Below are 19960 nucleotides of genomic sequence, written 5' to 3' on the forward strand. Positions count from 1 at the left end.
CTTCCGTCAAGCTATCGCGATCTAAGCAAACAGATAGCGGCGAATCCGGCCGGGAGGGATACGCTCTTTAGCGCCGCCACATCAGGAACGCCCGACGGCGGGAGTGCCCCGCCGTCGGGCGTTCCTGGGGCTAATAGGGAAGCCAGGGGCTTGGTATCAGAGCGCGGGGAGGCTGCCGGCGCTCCTGCCTGCCCGTGAGTAGATTCCTCCAGCGACCGCGAGCAGGGCATCTCCGGCGGCCGGCAGTTCCACCGGGCGGGTGCTGCGTGGAATAGCCCGACACCCGTAGAGCGTTCCGGCTTGCGGGTTGTCAGGCTGAGCGGCTGCTCTGCTTATATTCCTCCAGACTAGCCGCGGCCTGGGCTGTGGCGGCCGCGTGGCGGGCTGCCTGCCAGCCGAAGGTCATGCCGGCGCCGACCTGCACGCCTGCGCCGGGGTATTCCGAGCCCATGACCGACGCGGCGTCGTTTCCAGCGGCATAGAGTCCGGCCACCGGTTTGCCCTGGGTATCGAGTGCCTGCCCGTTTCCGTCGGTGAGCACCCCGTAGGCGGTGGCCAGCGGTGTGGGCACGACGGCCATCGCATAAAAGGGCGCCTTCAGCAGCGGCCCGATGTTCGGGTTCGGCCCATGGTCCGGGTCTCCGGCCACCTGACCGAAGAGCAGCTCGCCCTTGTGGAAGTCCTCATCCACGCCGGTGGCGGCAAATCCGTTGTAGCGCTGCACGGTCGACTCCAAGCCCGCGGCGTCCACGCCGATCTGCGCCGCTAAGTCGGTGAGGGTCTCTGCCTCGTAGAGATAACCGTCCTTGATGTAGCGCCGCAGTGCCGCACGCGGCAGGTGGGGCATCGTGATCATGCCCAGCCCGTACTTTGCCAAGGTCCGCGAGTCCACGACCAGCCAGGCCGGCACCGCGGCGGCGTCCGGGGAGGCGAACATGGCCCGCACGAAACGGTGGTAGGAACAGGATTCGTCCACGAAGCGCAAGCCGTTAGAGTCCACGGCGATCACGCCGGGACGGGCACGGTCCCAGATGTGCGGGAAGACCACGCGAGAACCGTCCCTTCGTCGTCCGATGGAGCTGGGGAACCACAGTGCGTTTTCCCCGTTATCCCTGGCCAGCGCGGCACCGGCCTCCCTGGCGAGGGACAGCGTGTCTCCGGTGGACCCTTCCCCGGCCCGCGAGTAGAGCGGCGTGGGGGAAGGCAGCAACTTCTTTCGCATTTCAGCGTTTTGGGCGAAGCCGCCGGCGGCGAGCACCACGCCTTGGCGGGAACGGATGCGCAGGCGCCTGCCGTTCTGCACAACCACCGCACCGACAACACGGTCCCCGTCCTTAACTAGTTCGGTGGTTTGCGCACCGAAAAGGAATTCCACCCCGCGCTTGCGCGATTCGTGGAACATGCGGGCCACAAGCCCGTTGCCCATTACCAGACGCGTGCCTCGCGGACGTGTGAGCCGGTCAAGTGCCCACCGCAGGCCGAGTTGTGCAGCCAGAGCCACGGCCTTGCCACGCTCAGCCAGCGAGCCGTTGTAGAGCTTGAGCAAGGCGGACACGTCCGCGCGGCGCAACATCAGGGTCCCGCCCAGAAGAGCGAACTCGGGTACCGGCGGACGGACACGGCCGAAGTCGGCCTTGTCCAGCAGGCGCCCGTCGAAGGGGTCCGGTTCCAATGCGCGTCCGGTCTTACCAGTCTCGGGCAGTTCGGAGTGGTAGTCGACCACGGCAGGGGAGCGACGGAAGGTGACGCCGAGGTCATACATCGCGTCCAGCATCTTCGGCGCGGCGTCCAGATAGGCGAGCCAGCCTTCACGCGGGGCCTTGCCGCTCACCACGGCATCCAGATAGCGTGCGGCGCGGTCGTAATCGTCCAGGATTCCGTCTTCACGCTGGAATCGGTTGTTGGGCACCCAACAAGTCCCGGCCGAGTACGCGGTGGTTCCCCCGAGGAATTCGGTTTTTTCCAAGACCAGGACTTCCGCGCCCAGGGCCGCGGCAGTCAATGCCGCTGAAAGCCCCGCCGCTCCAGTACCGAGCACCAAAAGGTCCACTTCCTGATCCCAATTGTCCGACAGGGGCGTTTTCATGTTTCTCCTTCGCGCACATCTGTGTGCGTCGCGTGCTGTATGTCCTCCTCATTATGGGCGCCATACAATGTAGCGTCTATGACTAATTAGGTCACTGATTATGTGCAAAACAAGAATAGTCTGGGTCTGACGGGCTGGACCGACATGCCGCGGTCGTCCCGGGACGAGGAGCCTGGAACCAGCAGATCGTTTCGGAGCCGCTGGTTACTGAAGAGGGAAATCCCGAGTGACTCATCGGTGGTTGGACCGCCGACCTCCGCGTCCGAGGACGGTGCTATGTGGCCATTTCTAAACCGTGGGCCTTGGACGAGACGACCCGCGGAGGAGGTCCGGTCGTGGCCGCGCGGCGGGCAAGGTCCAGTTCCTCGAGGATCTTCCGGGCATGCCGCAGGAATGACAATCCGGCGGCCGTCAGTGAGACGGCCCGGGTATTGCGCTCGAACAGGTCCCCGCCAAAGTGGAGCTCCTCCGCGACGGCCGCAGCCCCCTGTCGTTTCGATGTTCAGGTAAAGGGTACATTCTGAAGACATGACAGAGATCCGTTGGCTGGAAGCGTTCGTTGCGGTGGCCGAAGAACTGCACTTCGGCCGTGCTGCTCAGCGCCTGCACACGTCACAGTCCCCGCTGAGCCAGACGATCCGGAAGCTTGAGGCTGATTTGGGGACGCGCCTTTTTGAGCGCAACACCCGAAGCGTGGCCTTAACGCCGGCGGGGTATGCCCTCCTGCCGCGCGCGTACCGTGTGTTGCGCGAGATGCGTCTGGCCCGGGAGGCGGCCCAGGCCGAGGTTGAGGGCGTCCGGGGCAACATCAGAATCGGATTCTCCGGAGCTGTGAACCACCTGACCCTCCCGCCGCTGACCCGTGCCGTGCGCCGGCGTCACCCCGACATCAAAATGGACCTCACGAGCCGTGTGCGCACGGCCGACGGGTTAGCCAGCGTCGCGAACGGCACCCTGGACGTTGCCTTCGTGGGCCTTCCCGATACTCCGGTTCCCTCGGTGATGACGCGCTTGGTCGCAAGGGAGGAAATCGGGGCGGTGCTGCCGCTGGATCATCCGCTGGCGCAGGAAAAGTCCATACCGTTGCAGGCTCTGGCGGCCGATGACTTCATATCTCCGCCGCTGGATGGCTCGTCCTCCATGACCGAAGTGATGCTCGCCTCGTGTATGGCGGCCGGCTTCCGCCCCCGCATAGTCCAGGAATTATCGGACCCCTACATGGTGCTGACCTTCGTGGCCGCAGGCGTGGGCGTGACCCTCATGAGCAGCGGGATAGCCGGGATCATACCCTCGGGTGCGACGTATGTGGCACTGGATCACCCGCAGCACTTCATGAACCACGCCGTCGCGTGGTCCGAGGAAAACGACTCCGCTGTGCTGGCGGCGGTGCTCGCCATTGTCGAGGAGATCTTTCCTGAGATCCCCAACTAGTCATCCGCTCGATATAGTCGAATTACAGCATAGTGATAGATGATTTTAGTCGTGGACAAGCTAAGTGGTCGCAGCCACACTGGAGGGGAGAAGCCGCATAGCGCGGCAAACCGTTTCGCAGCCCGGCCCACCCCCAAGAGCCCCGGAACGGTCCCGTTACCTGAAGGGAACACCATGTCAGTGTCGACATCGGCGCCAGCACGCCCCAAGAACAATGCGAAGATCGCAGCAGTTTCGGGGTTCGTGGGCAGCGCACTTGAGTACTACGACTTCTTTATCTTTGGCTCAGCCGCAGCGCTGATCTTCGGCAAGCTGTTCTTCGCCCCGGGTCCTTCGGCAATGCTCCTGTCATTCGCAACAGTAGGTGTCGCATATATCGCACGCCCCCTTGGTGCAGTGATCTGTGGCCACCTCGGCGACAAGTTCGGCCGAAAGAAGGTCCTGCTGCTCACTCTCCTGCTGATGGGTGCCTCAACCTTCCTGATCGGCTGCCTCCCCACCTACAACGACATTGGAATGGCAGCGCCGATCCTCATCGTGGCTCTCCGGCTCCTGCAGGGACTCTCCGCCGGCGGCGAATCGCCGGGCTCAAGTTCCCTCACGCTCGAGCACGCACCGGACAGGAAGCGCGCTTTCTACACCAGCTGGACGATGAGCGGCATCATGTTCGGCATCGTGCTCTCCACGCTCGTGTTCATTCCCGTGGCATCCATGCCCGAGGACCAGCTGCTTGCCTGGGGCTGGCGCGTCCCGTTCCTCGCCAGCGCAGTGGTGACGGTCATCGCCTTTGTGCTCCGGCGGCTCCTGGAGGAGCCGCCGGTCTTCGCCGACGTCAAAGCGCAGGATGAAGTGGTCAAGGTTCCGATTGTCACCCTGTTCCGGCACCACTGGGTTACCGTCATCCGGGTCACCGCAATGTCTCTGTTTACTATCATCAACACCATCATCAATGTCTTTGCGTTGTCCTACGCCACCTCCGTGATCGGCGTTGAAAAGGGGCTGATGCTGACCGTAATCGCAGTGGCCAACCTCACCGCCGTGGCCATGGGCCCGCTGGCCGGCATCCTCTCTGACCGGATCGGGCGTAAACCCGTCTTCGTCACCGGTCTGGTGCTGCAGATAGTGATGATCTTCGTGTTCTTCTCGGCCCTGTCGGCGGCGAATGTGCCGCTGATCTTTGTGACCGGCATCCTGCTGATCGGGGTTGCGTACACCGGGTCGAACTCCATCTACCCCGCATTCTTCCCGGAGCAGTTCCCGGTCAAGGTCCGCTACTCCGGTATGGCCATTAGCCTGATGTTCGGACTCCTGCTGGCAGGATTCGCGCCGGTCATTTCCGAGCTGCTGATCGGCGGCGACAAAGCCAACTGGGTTCCGGTCGCAACGTTCGCCGCCGTGGCCTGCGCCATCTCCGCCGTCGCAGCGCTTCTGGCACCTGAAACGTTCAAGACTCCGACGGCCCTGCTGGGACTGAAGAAGACCGACCCGCGGCGCCACGCGGCGTCGTCCGTCACCCCTGAGGCCTCATCACGGCAGTCCAGCACGGCCGACGACGCTTCCACGGTTGCAGACCAGGCGCGGGCATGAGCCAGCAGACCATGCCGGGCACCTGGGCATTCCGGCCGCGTGAAGCCGATACCAGCCATCGGTTCGTGGTGGGTTTGCTCGGCTCCGGTATCCGCGGATCGCTCACCCCGGGCCTGCACGAAGCCGAAGCCGACCGGCTGGGCCTTGCCTACACCTACCGCGTCATCGACCTGGACGCCATCGGACAACCCGCAGAAAGGTCCGCGGCGCTGGTCCGGCATGCATCCGATCTCGGATTCGACGGCCTGAACGTCACCCACCCAAGCAAGCAACTGGTGCAGGACGGCCTGGACGAGCTTTCGCCTGAAGCCCGGATCCTCGGCGCCGTCAACACCATCACCTTTCACGACGGCAAGGCCGTAGGCCACAACACGGACCACACCGGCTTCATCGGCGGACTCCGGGCCGGCCTCCCGTCCGCCGCGACCGGCTCAGTGGTACAGATCGGTGCCGGGGGAGCTGGCGCAGCAGTGGCCTTCGGCCTACTCAGCACCGGAACCCGGCACCTGGTCATCGCGGACATCGAGCCGGCCCGAGCCGAAGCCCTGGCCGCCCGTCTGGCCCCGCACTTCCCGGACAGCCAGCTCTCGGTGACCCGCACGGATGCTGTTGCCGGAAGCATCCGGGAAGCAGACGGGCTGGTGAACTCAACACCCATCGGCATGACAGGCCACCCCGGTGTTCCCGTGGATCCCGGCCTGATCCACCCCGGGTTGTGGGTGGCGGACGTGATCTACCGGCCGCTTGAAACCGAACTGATCAAGGCAGCCCGCGGCAAGGGCTGTGCCGTGCTCGACGGCGGACGCATGGTGGTGGGTCAGGCCGCCGCCGCCTTCGAGCTCTTCACCGGCATCCCCGCCGACGCCGAGCGCATGCTGGCCATGTTTCGACAGGCGATCAGCTAGCTATGGATTCCCAGGCACCGAGCACCATGGCCGAATCCCGCTGCCTCGTCATCGGGGCGGCCAGCGGCATCGGACGTGCGACGGCGGCACGCCTCAGGGCGTCCGGCGCCGCGGTGACGGGTGCGGACCTGCGCTCGGCCACTTGGCCGGGCGGACCAGGCACCTCACTCGCCATGGACGTCACCGACCCGGCATCGGTTGCGGCGGCCGTCTCCGCGGCGGCCCAGGAGATGGGCGGGCTCGACGCGGTGGTGAACTGCGCGGGCATCCTGGGTCCCGTGGCCCCGGCAGCCGCCACTTCGGTGGAAGATTTCGAACGCATCATGAAGATCAACCTGACAGGGGCGTTCATTGTCTCGCAGGCCGTCCTGCCGGGGATGGCCGAGGCAGGCTACGGCCGCCTGCTCCACATCTCTTCGACGGCGGGCAAGGAAGGCGTGGTCAACATGCCCGCCTACTCTGCCAGTAAGGCCGGGATCCTGGGCCTGGTCAAGTCACTGGCCAAGGAGTTCGCATTGTCCGGCGTCACCGTCAATGCCCTAGCCCCGGGCAATGTGGTGACCCCGCTTTTCGCGGAAGTGCCGGAAGAACAGCAGGCGGCCCAGGCCGCCAAGATCCCGATGGGCAGGTTCGGGACGCCGGCCGAAGCGGCCGCGCTCATCGAATTCATCGTTTCACCGGCGGCGTCCTACACCACCGGCTCCGTCTTCGATCTGTCCGGCGGCCGGGCCACCTACTAGCCCCGCACCAGCCTTTGCCGGACCGCACCACAATTTCCTACCAGCACCAGAAAGATGGCACCTGTTGATGATCACCCCATCACCTGTCACCGCCCGCCCCCTCCGCATTGGAATTGCGGGATGCGGGGCGATCTCCCGCAACCACCTCGAGGCATTCCGCGCCCTTGACGACGTCGTCATCGTGGGCGTCTGCGACATCGATCTTCAGCGCGCCCGGGACACCGCCGAAGCCTGGGGACTCCCTGCAGCTGTCAACACGGTCCAGGAGCTCCTGGCGCTGGACCTGGACATCGTCGCGGTCTGCACCCCGCACCCCACCCACGAGGACGTGGTGCTGCAGGCCGCCGCCGCAGGAGTCCACGTGCTCTGCGAAAAGCCCATCGCCACTGACCTGGCGTCCGCGGAACGCATGGTGAAGGCCTGCGATGACGCCGGCGTGAAACTCGGTGTCCTCTTTCAGCGCCGGTTCTGGCCGGCCGCCCGGCGCATCCGCGCAGCGATCGACGATGGCACGCTTGGCCGGCCCATCATGGGCCAGTGCTCGGTGATGCTGCACCGGGACCCGGAGTACTACTCCCGCGACGCCTGGCGCGGGACCTGGGTCAGTGACGGCGGCGGGGTGCTGATGACCCAGGCCATCCACTACATCGACCTGCTGCAGTGGTTTATGGGTGACGTGGCCGAGGTCTACGGGAAAATCAACACCTACAAGCACGGCGAGCACATCGAAGTGGAAGACTCGGCAACCGCCGTCATCACGTTCACCTCCGGCGCCATGGCCACCCTCGAAGCGTCGACGGCGTTGTCCCCGAGCCTGGGCGTGCAGATCCGGGTCACGGGGGAAACCGGAGCCTCCGCTTCCCTGACCGAATTCCCGGAAGGCAGCGACGGGCGCGTGGACCTGTGGGCAGTGGCGGGGACCATCAGCACCGAGCCCGTCTACCCTGAAGGAGTTGACCCGAACGTCAGTCTCACCACGATCAACGGCCAGCTCATCCCGCACCACACTGCCCAAGTCCGGGACTTTGTCCGGAGTATGCGCGGCGGCGGAGAACCGGCCATCACCGGCCAAGACGCGACGAAAGCCCTACGGATACTGCTGGCGGTCTACGAATCATCCCGTACAGGTCTGCCGGTCCGCTTCGCCCCGCTGACAGAAAGCACACGACCCCAAACACAGACTGCCGGGGCCACCCCACACAACGAACTGAGCCTGAACGGAGCAAAGTCATGACCGAAAACGCGCACAGGCCCGTCGGCCTGGCCCAGCTGTCCCTGCTGAACACCGCCCCGCCTGAATTGGTGGGAATCGCCGCCCAGGCAGGCTTTGGTTTCGTTGGCGCCCGGGTGCGCCCCGTGACACCGGCGGAATGCCCCTACGACATGCAGCCGGGGTCAACGATGCTGCGCGAGACGCTGTCGAGGATGGCGGACACGGGCGTGACCGTGCGGGATATCGAATTCCTGCTGCTGGACGGCAGCGACCAGCGCGAAGCATGGCTGCGCATGATGGAGGCGGGCCAGGCCCTGGGGGCAAGCTCCCTCACCGTGGCCGGTGCCGATCCGGACAGCGCCCGACTGGTCGGCACGCTGGCCCGGATGACCGAGGACGGCCGCGGTTTCGGGATCACCCCCACTCTGGAGGCGATCTCCTACCAGCCCGTCGCCTCGATCGCCCAGGCCGCGGACATCGCCCGCCGGGCCGGCTGCCGGATCGTGGTGGACACCCTGCACTTCCACCGCTACAACGGTCCGGGCGCGGCCGATCAGTGGGCGGAGCTGCGCGCCAACACAGACCTCGTGCCGCTCCTGCAGCTGTGCGACGGCCCGGCGGAACGGCCAGGCACCCGCGAGGGACTGGTCACCGAATCCCGCTCGGAGCGGGGCGTTCCCGGCGAGGGCCAGTTCGGTCTCGTGGCGGCGGTTGCCGCACTTCCGGCCGGCCTTCCGGTCAGTGCGGAGGCCCCTTCGGACCGGCGCGTGGCGGAACTCGGCGAGCTGGGGTGGGCGCGCCGGCTCAAATCCGGGGTGGACGCCGTGCTGGCCCAGGCAGCCAGCGTGCAGCTGACCGGAACTCTTGACACGGCAGGGGCGAAATGAGCGGCACCACCGCAGAGACCACGACGACGGAACTTAGTCCGGGTGTGCAAATCCCGCTTATCAGCCTGGGAACCTGGCCCCTGACGGGTGAGGACGCCGCCGCGGCCGTGAACCAGGCCATCGGCAACGGCTACCGGCACATCGACACAGCCGAGAACTACGCCAACGAGGCCGCCGTGGGGGAGGGCATCCGCCGCAGCGGCATCGACCGCGGTGACCTGTTCCTCACCACTAAGTTCAACACCCAGTGGCACAACCGGAGCGGAGTACGCGATGCTTTCGGCCAGGCGGCGCGGCGGCTCGGAACCGACTACCTGGACCTGTTCCTGGTTCACTGGCCCAACCCCGCCCAGGGGCGATTCGTTGAAGCCTGCGAAGGCTTGCAGGACCTCGTTGACGACGGCTCCATCAGGGCCTGGGGCGTCTCAAACTTCAAACCGGCGCACCTGCAGGCCGTTCAGGAGGCCGGCATGGAGGTCCCGCTGAACCAGGTGCAGGTTGATCCCGAGCACGGCCAACCGGCCCAACTGGCGTACCACCGCGAGCACGGAATAGTCACTGCCGCCTACAGCCCTTTGGGCGGCAACGGGAGTTTCCTGGAGCAGACGGCTGTGCGCGACCCTGCCAGGGAGCTTGGCAAGACACCGGCCCAGATCGTCCTGCGCTGGCACGTGCAGCACGGCCGCGTGGCGGTGCCGAAATCGGCGGACAGCCAACGCCAACGGGAGAACCTGGAAGTCTTCAGTTTCGCCCTGACCCAGCAGCACATGGCTGCGATTGATGCACTCGAAACCGGTGCCCCGCCGCGCCTGGACTCCGACACCTACTTCCACTGAGAAAGCACCGAACATGACTGCACCAGCAAATCCTTCATCTGCCCTCCCGAGCCTGGACTGCGATGTCCTGGTAGTCGGCTCCGGCGCGGGTGGTCTGTCTGCCGCCGTGACCGCCGCCTATCACGGACTGAAAGTAGTGGTTGTTGAAAAGGCCGACGTCTGCGGCGGCGCGACGTCCTGGTCCGGCGGGTGGGCCTGGACCCCTGGCAACCCGCTGGCCAAAGCCGATGGCGTCAACGAGAACCGCGAACTGTTCCGCACCTACCTTCGCCACCGGCTGGGCAGGAACTACCAGGAAGACAGGGTGGAGGCATTCCTGGAGGCGGTCCCGCACATGGTGGGCTTCTTCCAGGACAAGACCAGCCTCCAGTTTGTACCGGGAACCAAGATCAAGGACATCTACGGCAGCACTCCCGGCGCCGGTACCGGCCACCGGTCGGTGGGGCCCAAACCGTTCAACGCACGCAAAATCAAGCCGGAACTCCGCGCTAAGATGCGCCACCAGCTCTACGAAACCTCGTTCCTGGGCATGGGCATCATGGCAGGCCAGGACCTGACCAAATTCCTCTCGGCCTCCCAAGGCAACATTAAGGGAATCTTCCACGCAGGCTGGCGGGTGGGCTTCCACATCCTGGACTTAGTGACTCACCGGCGCAACATGCAGCTGGTCAACGGCACTGCGCTCACGGGCCGGCTGCTGAAGTCCGCCGATGACCTGGGCGTGGAGATCCGCGTCTCCACCCCGGCCAAGCACCTGCTGACCGACGCGTCCGGGAAGGTGACGGGCGCCGTCGTAAGTTCCCCGGAAGGCGAGCTGCAGATCAACGCTTCCCGCGGCGTCGTCCTGGCCGCCGGCGGCTTCCCCAACGACGTCTCCCGCCGCAAGGCGCTGTTCTCCAAGACGCCCACCGGCCGGGAGCACTGGACACTTGCGCCGAAGGAAACCACCGGCGACGGCATCACCATGGCGCAGGAAGTGGGCGCCCGATTCGAGACGGACGTGGAGTCCCCGGCCGCCTGGTGCCCGGTCTCGCTGGTCCCGTACCGCAACGGACGCACGGGAACCTTCCCGCACATCATGGACCGGGCCAAGCCTGGCAGCATCGGTGTCCGCCGGGACGGCAAGCGGTTCGTCAACGAGGCCAACGGCTACTACGACTACGTCGAGGGCCTGCTCAAGGCCACCCCCGAGGGTGAGCCGGTGGAGGCCTGGCAGATCGCCGACGCAGCGTTCGTGCGCAAGTTCCCGTTGGGCATGGCCAAACCGCTTCCCGTGCCGCTGTTCCCCTACCTGCGGTCCGGTTACCTCAAGAAGGGCAACACGCTCGAGGAACTTGCCGCTGCCTGCGGCATCGATCCGCAAGGACTTGCCGCGACCGTCGCAGAGTTCAATGACAACGCCCGCAAGGGCATTGATCCCGACTTCGACCGGGGCGTCAGCGAATTCAATCGCTACGGCGGGGATCCCAAGAACACCCCGAACCCCTCGCTGCGGCCGCTGGACAAGGGGCCGTTCTACGCCGTCAGGATTGTCCCGGGATCCTTCGGGACCTTCGCCGGGCTCGCAGCCGATTCAAGAGCGCGGGTCTTGGATAACCACGGCCGGCCCATCAGCGGTCTGTACGTCGCGGGCAATGACCAGGCCTCCGTCATGGGCGGGCACTACCCCGCCGGGGGCATCAACCTGGGGCCGGCGCTGACCTTCGGTTACATTGCCGGCCGCGACATCGCAAACGCGACGCACTACGAAGATGACGGCACCCGGGCCCCGGAAGAACGCGCCGGAAACAACGATGCGACGGTCAAGCAGCCGAGTTTGAATTAGCAGAGGCCGGCCCTGATCCGTCGACGATCCCAAGCCTGCAGTGAGTGTTCGAGATTGCAGCCACACACCCTGGGCGTCGGATCGGGTGGTAGTGGTGCCGGACTGGGCCGGATTGCGGAGGTTTTCGGGGGAGTGGCGGTTATTCAAGGGCTGGAGCCCGGTTCGAGTCCCACCTAGGGCGGCGATCGCTCCGTCACGCCACTTCGCGGCTGTCACCATGCGGCTTGCGTCCACGAACTCGCCGATGACACAGGTCCACTCTTCAAGGAACGGACAGCAAAAGTGGCTCGTTCAGGGGCGGCGTCGTCGATCTCGTGGCTGTTGCGATGATCGGCGACGGAGCATTGGGGTTGCTCGTGCCGGCCGAACACATGAAGAAGTGGACCTGCGGGCCACTTCGGTGGCACGACTTCATCAATCTCTTCGCCGGGCGGCCCGGGCTGACCCGCACAGTCGGGGCCGTGGAGATTTGCGGCGCGTTCCGGTGGGTACCCCGATCCCTGAACGGCAGTTCACACGCCCGCCAACGCTAATGGCGGCACGTGCGGGTCGCCCCGGTGGTGTCCCCAGCGGCGTGGCTCCCGGAGTCTGAGGGGGAGTTGGCGGCTTCAGGTCAGATGTGTCGTCACTCTTTTTCCGCTCCGCCTTTGCGTTCGCGGCCCACGGCTCCGTCCGGACCGTAGTCGCCCTCGGTGTACTGGCCGGGTTTCGTCCCTGCGGTACGGCCTTTAACCGTTCCGGCGGTGCCGTAGTCGGCCTCAACAAAGCGCCCTGCGTCCTCTGCACCTTCATCCGGGGACGGGGCCAGGGCTCCCTCGCCGCCGGCTGCACCGTAATCGCCTTCCGTGTACTGGCCTTCGTCATCACCAGCCTGACGGCCCGCCTCAGTGCCGCCCTTGCCGTAACTGCCCTCAACATAGCGGCCACGGACCTCTTCGCCCCCCGGCTTTTGCCCGCCACTCGGTTCGGCCGCGCTCTCGTCAAACTCGTTGCTTCGCGTCATGATGTTGCCTCCACGCAACTAACTGGGCGGTCTTCCCGCCCTTCCAATCCTAGCGACCGCAAGGAGACGGAAGTAGGGTCTGGCGGAACGTCATGTTTCATCCGCTCCTGCATGCATGACCTCGGGCCTACCCTGGGCTTGAAGGACGTTTCAAGCGGAGGTGCAATGGCGCGATTGACTATTGGCGCGCCGGGTAATCCGGGTCCGGCCGGGGTGCCCGCTGCTGATGATCAAGGTCCGGCGGCGGAGCTTTTGCCGGTGGTCGCCGCACTCGCCAGCGACGTCGAATCGTCCGCGGCGCTCGGCGCTCTACTGACCTGCCTCAACCGGCAAGGGCTTTCTTCTGGTGCTTCATCGTGCTTTTCTTGGGGGCCTTTCTTCTCGGTGTCGTGACACAGGCGAGGTGCTGCCTGGACCTCCCCAAAAAGGGTGTGCACGATGTGCACGCCGAGTCCCACCTCGGGCACAATGTTTCCGCAGGTCAGCGGCCTAATGGGCCGTCGACTGTGGACAAAACTCCAGTGTGGACAGCTGGGTCATTTTTCCTAGGGCCTGCATTCGAAAGCGCACAAGAAAGGACGGAACAACGTCCTTCCTTCATGGTCTGCTGACGGTGCCCGGCCACCAGTAAAGCCTTCGAAATCGCCCGGCATGCGATGGCCGGGACTTCCTGCGCGTTGTCAATGTCTCCACCGTGGCTTGGGCGCTGGTCGGCGAACAAAACGACCCGCAGCAATGTCCGTGGGAGGCGCCGCTGCAGGAGTTTCCTTGGTCAACTGCCGGAGCTGGCGGCCAGTTCTCGATAGTGGACCAACTAGGGCTGCATCTGCGGGGCGGGATGTCCTGTGGTTTTGCGGAGGACCAGATGGGGTGTCCTGACAAGATGGGCTGGCGGCTGGGTGCCCTCTATCCGGTCGACGGCGCGGTCCACGGCTGCGGCGGCAAGGAGCGGGGCGTCCTGGCTGATGGAGGAGAGCTGTACGTAGCTGAGGCGGGCGAATTGGCTGTCGTCGTAGCCGAGGACGGATACGTCCCTAGGTACCTGCAGTCCGGTTGCCCGGAGACTTTCAATGACGCCGAGGGCTGCCCTGTCGTTGAAGGCGATGACGGCTGATGGCACATCACCTGTGAGGGACTGGCCGGCTCTCAAGCCATCCTCTTCGTTTGGGCCGCCGGGCACGGTAACGGGTTCCAGGCCGTGGCGGATCATCTCGGTGCGGAACGCTTCCCGGCGTTGGGCCGCGGAGACGGCTGTTCCGCCGTCGACGTGGACTATGCGGCGGTGGCCGAGGGTGGTGAGGTGGTCAACGGCTATTCGGATGCCGGCGTGGTCGTCACTGCTGACCGAGTCGACGAGCTCGCCGACGTCGTTGCGGAGGAGGCTGACGACGGGCACCTGGCTGGCGTACCGGGCCATCTCTTGGCTGCTGAGCGTGGGAGAGATCAGGATGAGGGCTTCGGAGCCGAAATCCAGGAGGGCCTCAATGGCGCGTGTTTCGGGCCGGCCATTGGCCACCGCACTGAGGACTATTTCATAGCCTTTTTTTGACGCTGCGGCATAGGCGGCGTCGACTATTTCCGCATGGAAGGGCTGGGAGCTGGAGAAGCTTAGGCCCAGGAGTTTGGTCCGGCTGCTGCGCAGCAGCCGAGCCCGGGAATCCGGCCGGTAGCCGAGTTCGCGGGCCGCCTCCAGAACTTTCTGTCGGGTGGGTTCTGACGCGCCGGCCGCGCCGCGCATCACGATGGAGACCAGTGCCCGTGAGACCCCGGCCGCGCGGGCCACGTCCATCAGGGTTGGGCGACGCTGCTGTTCCGTCATTCTTCCTCCTCAACCGGATCAGTATAGAACGATCTAGACATGGCCATCCTCGACATGCCACCATGGAGCGACTAGAACGATCTAGTCGCAAACTTCAGGAGTTGTCATGAGTTATCTTCAGCATCCGGTCAGCGAAGACCGGCCGATCCGTGTCGGCCTGATCGGGGCGGGATGGATTGGAAATTTCCACGCTGAGTCCATCGCCCAGCGCATCGCCAGCGCCCGCCTTGAATCCATTGCCGATCCGGCCCTGCCGGCCGTGGAGGTTCTGGCCAGCCGTTTGGGGGTCGCCAAGATCAGTGCTGATCCCGCCGACGTGATCAATGATCCCGACGTCGACGCCGTCCTGATCGCGGCGCCGGCACGCTTCCACGCCGGACTAATCGCGGCTGCGGCGCGGGCCGGAAAGCATGCATTCTGCGAGAAGCCCGGCGGGCGCACGGTGGAAGAACTTGACGAAGCCCTCGACGCGGCTGCTGCTTCCGGCGTGGTTGTGCAGTTCGGCTTCAACCGGCGCTATGCGGCCGATTTCGCCGCCGCTCGCAAACTCATCGACGACGGCGCCGTGGGCACCCCGCAGCTGCTGCGGTCCCTAACCCGCGATCCCGGCACCATGGCGGGCATCGCCAACCCAGAGCGGATTCCGCCGGGCACAATCTTCCTCGAGACCCTCATTCACGATTTCGACACCCTGAACTGGCTCAACCCCGGCGCCGTCCCCGTCCGCGTCCACGCGGTCGCTGACGCGCTGGTAGCCCCGGAGGCAAAGGCCGGGGGACTTCTCGATACGGCAGTCGTGACTGTCACGTACAGCAACGGGGCAATCGCCGTGGCAGAGGCGAACTTCAATGCCCTTTATGGCTACGACGTGCGCGGTGAAGTGTTCGGCTCCATGGGGATGGTCACAGCGGGCGGGCCGCAGGCCTCCAGCGCCACGAGCTACACCTCCGCCGGCATCGGCGCAGCCACCGTCCGCCTGAACGTGGACCTCTTCCGGGACGCCTACACCGCGGAACTCGCCCACTTCGTGGACGCCGTGAAAACCCGCCGCGACAGCCGCCAGGCTCCCGGTACTCCTGGCCCCGGCGGCACCGATGCCCGGAACGCCCTCGCGGTCGCACTGGCGGCCGCCCGTTCGGCGGAGACCGGCATGCCGGTGGATGTTGCATCGATCGCCGAGCTGCGTCCTGCCGAGCCCGAACTCCACCTGACGGGTGGAAAGGCATGAGCTTCCGCCTGGCCGTGTGCGCTGAGATGGTCTACGGCGACCTTCCCCTGATCGAACGCGTGGACAGGATCCACGGGCAGGGATTCGACGTTGAACTCTGGGACGCCCGGGGCAGGGACATCGCCGCTCTCGCCGCCACAGGGGCAAAATTCTCCTCGATGAGCGGCTACTTCGGCGGCAGCCTCATCGACCCCGACAGCGCCGACGAGGTGCTGGCATCGGCGGAGAAGCTGATTCCTGTCGCCCTTGAACTCGGTGTCGAGCGGATGGTGGTCCACCCGGCAGAGCTCGGCGAAGGCGGCCTGGCCGTCCGTCCCATCCACCGGTCCACCGGTCAAATGTGGCTGACCGGCCTGCGCACGCTCGAGCGCCTGGCCGTCCTTGGCGAGAAGCACGGCGTGACCTTCGCGCTGGAGAACCTGAACACCATCCTTGACCACCCGGGCATACCGCTCGCCCGGGCCAAGGACACCATGGCGCTGGTCGCGGCAGTTGACCACCCCAACGTCAAGATGATGCTGGATCTCTACCACGCCCAGATCGGCGAGGGAAACCTGATCGAACTCGTCAGGGCCGCGCTGCCCGCGATCGGGGAAATTCAGGTAGCCGACGTCCCGGGCAGGTTTGAACCCGGCACCGGCGAGGTCAACTACCGGGCCGTGGCCACCGCCCTTAGAGAAGCCGGATATAACGGGGTCATCGGTCTCGAGGCCGGAGCCTCCGGCGGCCCGGACCTCGAATCAGGAGACGCCGCCCTCGCCGCCTTCCGCGCCGCCTTCGGAGGCTGAGCACCACCCGGCACACCCGTTTGCCCCAGCAAGTCAGCGCCCGGCCCTTTTCAGGGCAGGGCGCTGCCCTCGGACATGTGGCGGGGCGGGGGCCCTGGCCCTTCAACCGCAACTTTGCGCCGCATCACATGGAAAGGACACGCGAACGTTGTCCTGTTGCTCCAGGCCGGGACGGGATATGCTCCTGAAATGGCACCGCGAAGTTTTCTCCAATGGCCGGTCGTCCGTCAACTGAGCACGGGGGATCTGCTGGGCCGAGGGCCCGCTGTCACCTCGGCCAAGACCAAAGCTATTGCCCCGCGCACAGCTACTGCTGACCGCGTTGTCCAGAGCGTGTGCCCCTACTGCGCCGTTGGCTGTGGGCAGCGTGTCTACGTCAAGGACGAAAAGGTCGTCCAAATCGAAGGCGATCCGGACTCACCCATCTCGCGCGGCCGCCTGTGCCCCAAGGGCTCTGCCAGCGAGCAGCTGGTCAATTCGCCTGGCCGGCAGACCAAAGTGCTTTACCGTGCGCCGCGCTCGAAGGAGTGGGAACACCTGGACTTGGCTACGGCCGTCGAGATGGTGGCGGACCGGTTCATCGAAACGCGCCGCAGGACCTGGCAGCAGGAGGATGACCAGGGCCGGCTGCTCCGCCGCACCATGGGCATCGCCTCGCTCGGCGGGGCAACACTGGACAACGAAGAAAATTACCTGATCAAGAAGCTCTTCACGGCTGCAGGGGCGGTGCAGACCGAGAACCAGGCCCGCATATGACACTCCGCCACGGTTCCCAGTTTGGGAGCCTCGTTTGGACGCGGTGGTGCAACGCAATCACTGCAGGACATGGCCAACGCCGACTGCATCATCATCCAGGGTTCCAACATGGCCGAGTGCCATCCCGTTGGATACCAGTGGGTGGCGGAGGCTAAAGCCCGCGGAGCGAAGGTCATCCACGTGGACCCCAGGTTCACGCGGACCTCCGCGGTCTCGGATAGGCACATTCCCATTCGTGCTGGCTCTGACGTGGTGCTCCTCGGTGCGCTCATCAACTATGTCCTCACCAATGACCTGTGGTTCAAGGAGTACGTCACTGCGTACACCAACGCCGCCACGCTGGTCCACGAGGATTACCGCGACGCCGAGGACCTGGGCGGGCTGTTCTCCGGCTTTGATCCGGAGAAGCGCGCTTACGACACGTCGTCGTGGGCATATGCGGAAAAAGGGGACGGTGCCATTGATGAGCCGGGGCCCGGTTCGGAACACGGCGCCGATGCCACGGCCCGGGCCGCCGGCCACGCTTTTGGAAGCGGGGGCCCCCCCTTGGAGCACGCGGAAGTGCAGCGCGACGACACGCTCCAGGACCCGCGGACTGTCTTCCAGATCGTGAAGCGGCACTACGCCCGTTACACCGCGGAGATGGTCCGGGACATGTGCGGTATCGACGCCGCGGACTTCGAGTATATGGTCCGCGCCATCACGGAAAACTCCGGTCGCGACCGGACCACCTGTTTCGCCTACGCCGTCGGTTGGACCCAGCACTCCCTTGGAGCGCAGTTCATCCGGGCAGCCGCTATCCTGCAGCTTCTGCTCGGAAACATCGGACGCCCGGGCGGCGGAATAATGGCCCTGCGCGGCCATGCCAGCATCCAGGGCTCCACGGACATCCCCACCCTCTTCAACCTTCTGCCCGGGTACCTGCCGATGCCCAGCGCCGGACGCCATGACAGCCTTGAGGACTACCTGTCAGTGATTGGCTCGAAAAAGCAGAAGGGTTTTTGGGCCGACGCCGACGCCTACACCGTCAGCCTCCTGAAGGCCTGGTGGGGCGACGCCGCAACTGCCGACAACGACTGGGCTTACGATTACCTTCCGAGACTGACCGGCGCCCACGGTACATACGAGACAGTGATGGGCATGCTCGAGGATGAAGTGGAGGGTTACTTTATCCTCGGACAAAATCCGGCGGTGGGTTCCGCCCACGGCCGGATGCAGCGCCTCGCCATGTCCCATTTGAAGTGGCTTGTGGTGCGTGACCTGAACCTCATCGAGTCCGCGACGTGGTGGAAAGACGGGCCGGAAATCGAATCCGGGGAACTGCGCACGGAGGATATTGAAACCGAGGTGTTCTTCCTGCCTGCCGCCACCCACGTCGAGAAAGCCGGCTCTTTCACGCAGACCCAGCGGCTGCTGCAGTGGCGGCACCAGGCGGTGGCACCGCCGGGGGAGTGCCAAAGCGAGCTGCAGTTCTTCTTCGAGCTGGGCCAGCGGATCCGCGAGAAGCTGGCCGGGTCGGAAGACGAACGGGACCGTCCGCTGCTCGACCTCACCTGGGACTATCCTACGGATGAGCATGGCGATCCTGATGCCGAGGCGGTGCTTGCGGAAATCAATGGACGCCACCTGGACGGCCCGGATGCCGGCAAACCACTCTCGGCATACACCGAACTCCGTGCCGACGGGTCCACGGCGGCCGGCTGTTGGATCTACACCGGCGTGTACGCTGACGGTTTCAACCATGCCGCCAACCGTAAGCCGGGCCAGGAACAGGGGCCCGCGGCGCCGGAATGGGGCTGGGCATGGCCGGCCAACCGCCGGATCCTATACAACCGCGCGTCGGCCGATCCGGCCGGCAAGCCGTGGAGCGAGCGGAAGAAATACATCTGGTGGGACGAGGAACAGGGTAAGTGGGTCGGAGACGACGTGCCGGACTTCCCGGTTGACCGGGCACCGGGCAGCAAGCCCGATCCCTCTGTAGGTGGTCCCGCCGCACTCAGCGGAGATGATCCCTTCATCATGCAGGCCGACGGCAAGGGCTGGTTGTTCGCACCAAAGGGCCTTGTGGATGGACCCCTTCCCACCCACTACGAAGCCCAGGAATCCCCGGTGGCGAACGCGCTTTACCCGCAGCAGCAGAGTCCTGCGCGGCTGGTGTTCCCCCGCTCGGACAACCTCAGCGCGCCGAGCGCCGGTACCAGTGGTGCAGACATCTACCCCTACGTCTTCACCACATACCGGCTCACCGAGCACCACACAGCAGGAGGGATGAGCCGCTGGTTGCCATACCTGTCCGAACTGCAACCGGAGATGTTCTGCGAGGTCTCGCCCGAGCTGGCCGCCGAGCGCGGATTGGAACCCTATGGGTGGGCCACCATCATCTCGCCCCGCTCCGCCATCGAGGCGAAGGTGCTTGTCACTGACCGGATGAGGCCCCTGGCCATAGGCGGTCACACCGTGCATCAAATCGGGCTGCCCTACCACTGGGGCGTCGGCAATAGTGCCGTCGTCAGCGGTGACGCGGCCAATGATCTGCTGGGTGTGACGCTGGATCCCAACGTCCAGATCCAGGAATCCAAGGTGGCCTCATGCGACATCCGTCCGGGCCGACGGCCGCGAGGGCGGGAACTGCTTGACCTGGTTGCCGAGTATCAGGTGCGGGCCGGAATAACCATCGAAACTGGTAATCGCGCGGTCACAGATCCGGCGGCGGAAGGCATCGAACCCGGCCCGGGTAAGGATGGCCGCACCGCCGGTGGGCCGGGCTGATGAACGTGATTGCCACTGCCTTACCCGAACCACACACCGCCCTGCCCGGATTGCGACCGCCCGCCGGCAGCCTTCCGGGCAACAACC

15 protein-coding genes are annotated in these 19960 nt (G+C 65.4%); 12 read left to right on the forward strand and 3 right to left on the reverse strand.

Annotated elements, in window-relative coordinates; all coding sequences use genetic code 11:
• Positions 1 to 310: 310 nt before the first annotated feature.
• Complete coding sequence (locus TV39_RS09655) at positions 311 to 2086, reverse strand: FAD-dependent oxidoreductase (RefSeq protein WP_043480998.1); 1776 nt, start codon at positions 2084 to 2086, stop codon at positions 311 to 313.
• 528 nt (positions 2087 to 2614) lie between these two features.
• On the opposite strand from TV39_RS09655, the gene TV39_RS09660 reads away from it, so the two are divergent.
• From TV39_RS09660 to TV39_RS09695, 8 genes are all read left to right on the forward strand, one after another.
• A complete protein-coding gene (locus TV39_RS09660; RefSeq protein WP_043481000.1) occupies positions 2615 to 3517 on the forward strand; it encodes a LysR substrate-binding domain-containing protein in 903 nt (300 codons plus the stop codon).
• Between the two features lie 174 nt (positions 3518 to 3691).
• A complete protein-coding gene (locus TV39_RS09665; protein WP_043481002.1) occupies positions 3692 to 5104 on the forward strand; it encodes an MFS transporter in 1413 nt (470 codons plus the stop codon).
• Positions 5101 to 6009, forward strand: coding sequence for a shikimate dehydrogenase (locus tag TV39_RS09670; RefSeq protein WP_043481004.1), 909 nt, complete (start codon positions 5101 to 5103; stop codon positions 6007 to 6009). Before TV39_RS09665 ends, TV39_RS09670 begins: the two co-directional genes overlap by 4 nt.
• A 2-nt stretch (positions 6010 to 6011) precedes the next feature.
• Positions 6012 to 6749 carry an SDR family NAD(P)-dependent oxidoreductase gene (locus TV39_RS09675; protein WP_082049647.1) on the forward strand — a complete coding sequence of 246 codons (738 nt, stop codon included), beginning with the start codon at positions 6012 to 6014 and terminating at the stop codon, positions 6747 to 6749.
• A gap of 67 nt (positions 6750 to 6816) precedes the next feature.
• Complete coding sequence (locus tag TV39_RS09680) at positions 6817 to 7983, forward strand: Gfo/Idh/MocA family protein (protein WP_043481005.1); 1167 nt, start codon at positions 6817 to 6819, stop codon at positions 7981 to 7983.
• A complete protein-coding gene (locus tag TV39_RS09685; protein ID WP_052500549.1) occupies positions 7980 to 8849 on the forward strand; it encodes a sugar phosphate isomerase/epimerase family protein in 870 nt (289 codons plus the stop codon). Before TV39_RS09680 ends, TV39_RS09685 begins: the two co-directional genes overlap by 4 nt.
• A complete protein-coding gene (locus tag TV39_RS09690; protein WP_043481007.1) occupies positions 8846 to 9685 on the forward strand; it encodes an aldo/keto reductase in 840 nt (279 codons plus the stop codon). Before TV39_RS09685 ends, TV39_RS09690 begins: the two co-directional genes overlap by 4 nt.
• 13 nt (positions 9686 to 9698) lie before the next feature.
• On the forward strand, positions 9699 to 11510 hold the full coding sequence (locus tag TV39_RS09695) for an FAD-dependent oxidoreductase (protein ID WP_043481008.1): 1812 nt from the start codon (positions 9699 to 9701) through the stop codon (positions 11508 to 11510).
• Positions 11511 to 12135: 625 nt separating this feature from the next.
• On the opposite strand, the gene TV39_RS21395 is transcribed toward TV39_RS09695, so the two are convergent.
• Positions 12136 to 12513: a hypothetical protein gene (locus TV39_RS21395; RefSeq protein ID WP_052500550.1), complete on the reverse strand. Its 378-nt coding sequence runs from the start codon at positions 12511 to 12513 to the stop codon at positions 12136 to 12138.
• Between the two features lie 165 nt (positions 12514 to 12678).
• Between TV39_RS21395 and TV39_RS22095 the strand changes: the two genes are divergently transcribed.
• The gene (locus TV39_RS22095; RefSeq protein ID WP_144406381.1) at positions 12679 to 12906 is read left to right on the forward strand and encodes a hypothetical protein; all 228 of its coding nucleotides are present in this window, start codon (positions 12679 to 12681) and stop codon (positions 12904 to 12906) included.
• 421 nt (positions 12907 to 13327) lie between these two features.
• Here the strand turns inward: TV39_RS22095 and TV39_RS09705 are convergent, their stop codons facing one another.
• Entirely contained in the window at positions 13328 to 14332 is a 1005-nt protein-coding gene (locus TV39_RS09705; RefSeq protein WP_043481010.1) for a LacI family DNA-binding transcriptional regulator, read from the reverse strand.
• 106 nt (positions 14333 to 14438) lie between these two features.
• On the opposite strand from TV39_RS09705, the gene TV39_RS09710 reads away from it, so the two are divergent.
• The 3 genes from TV39_RS09710 to fdh all read left to right on the forward strand — a co-directional run bounded on the left by TV39_RS09710 (position 14439) and on the right by fdh (position 19873).
• The gene (locus TV39_RS09710) at positions 14439 to 15560 is read left to right on the forward strand and encodes a Gfo/Idh/MocA family oxidoreductase (protein WP_043481012.1); all 1122 of its coding nucleotides are present in this window, start codon (positions 14439 to 14441) and stop codon (positions 15558 to 15560) included.
• Positions 15557 to 16348, forward strand: a complete 792-nt coding sequence (locus TV39_RS09715; protein WP_043481014.1) for a TIM barrel protein — start codon at positions 15557 to 15559, stop codon at positions 16346 to 16348. Before TV39_RS09710 ends, TV39_RS09715 begins: the two co-directional genes overlap by 4 nt.
• 189 nt (positions 16349 to 16537) lie before the next feature.
• Positions 16538 to 19873, forward strand: coding sequence for a formate dehydrogenase (fdh, locus tag TV39_RS09725; RefSeq protein WP_235347333.1), 3336 nt, complete (start codon positions 16538 to 16540; stop codon positions 19871 to 19873).
• Positions 19874 to 19960 lie beyond the last annotated feature (87 nt).

The organism is Arthrobacter sp. SPG23 (assembly GCF_000876655.1).
In the GTDB taxonomy this organism is placed as follows: domain Bacteria; phylum Actinomycetota; class Actinomycetes; order Actinomycetales; family Micrococcaceae; genus Arthrobacter.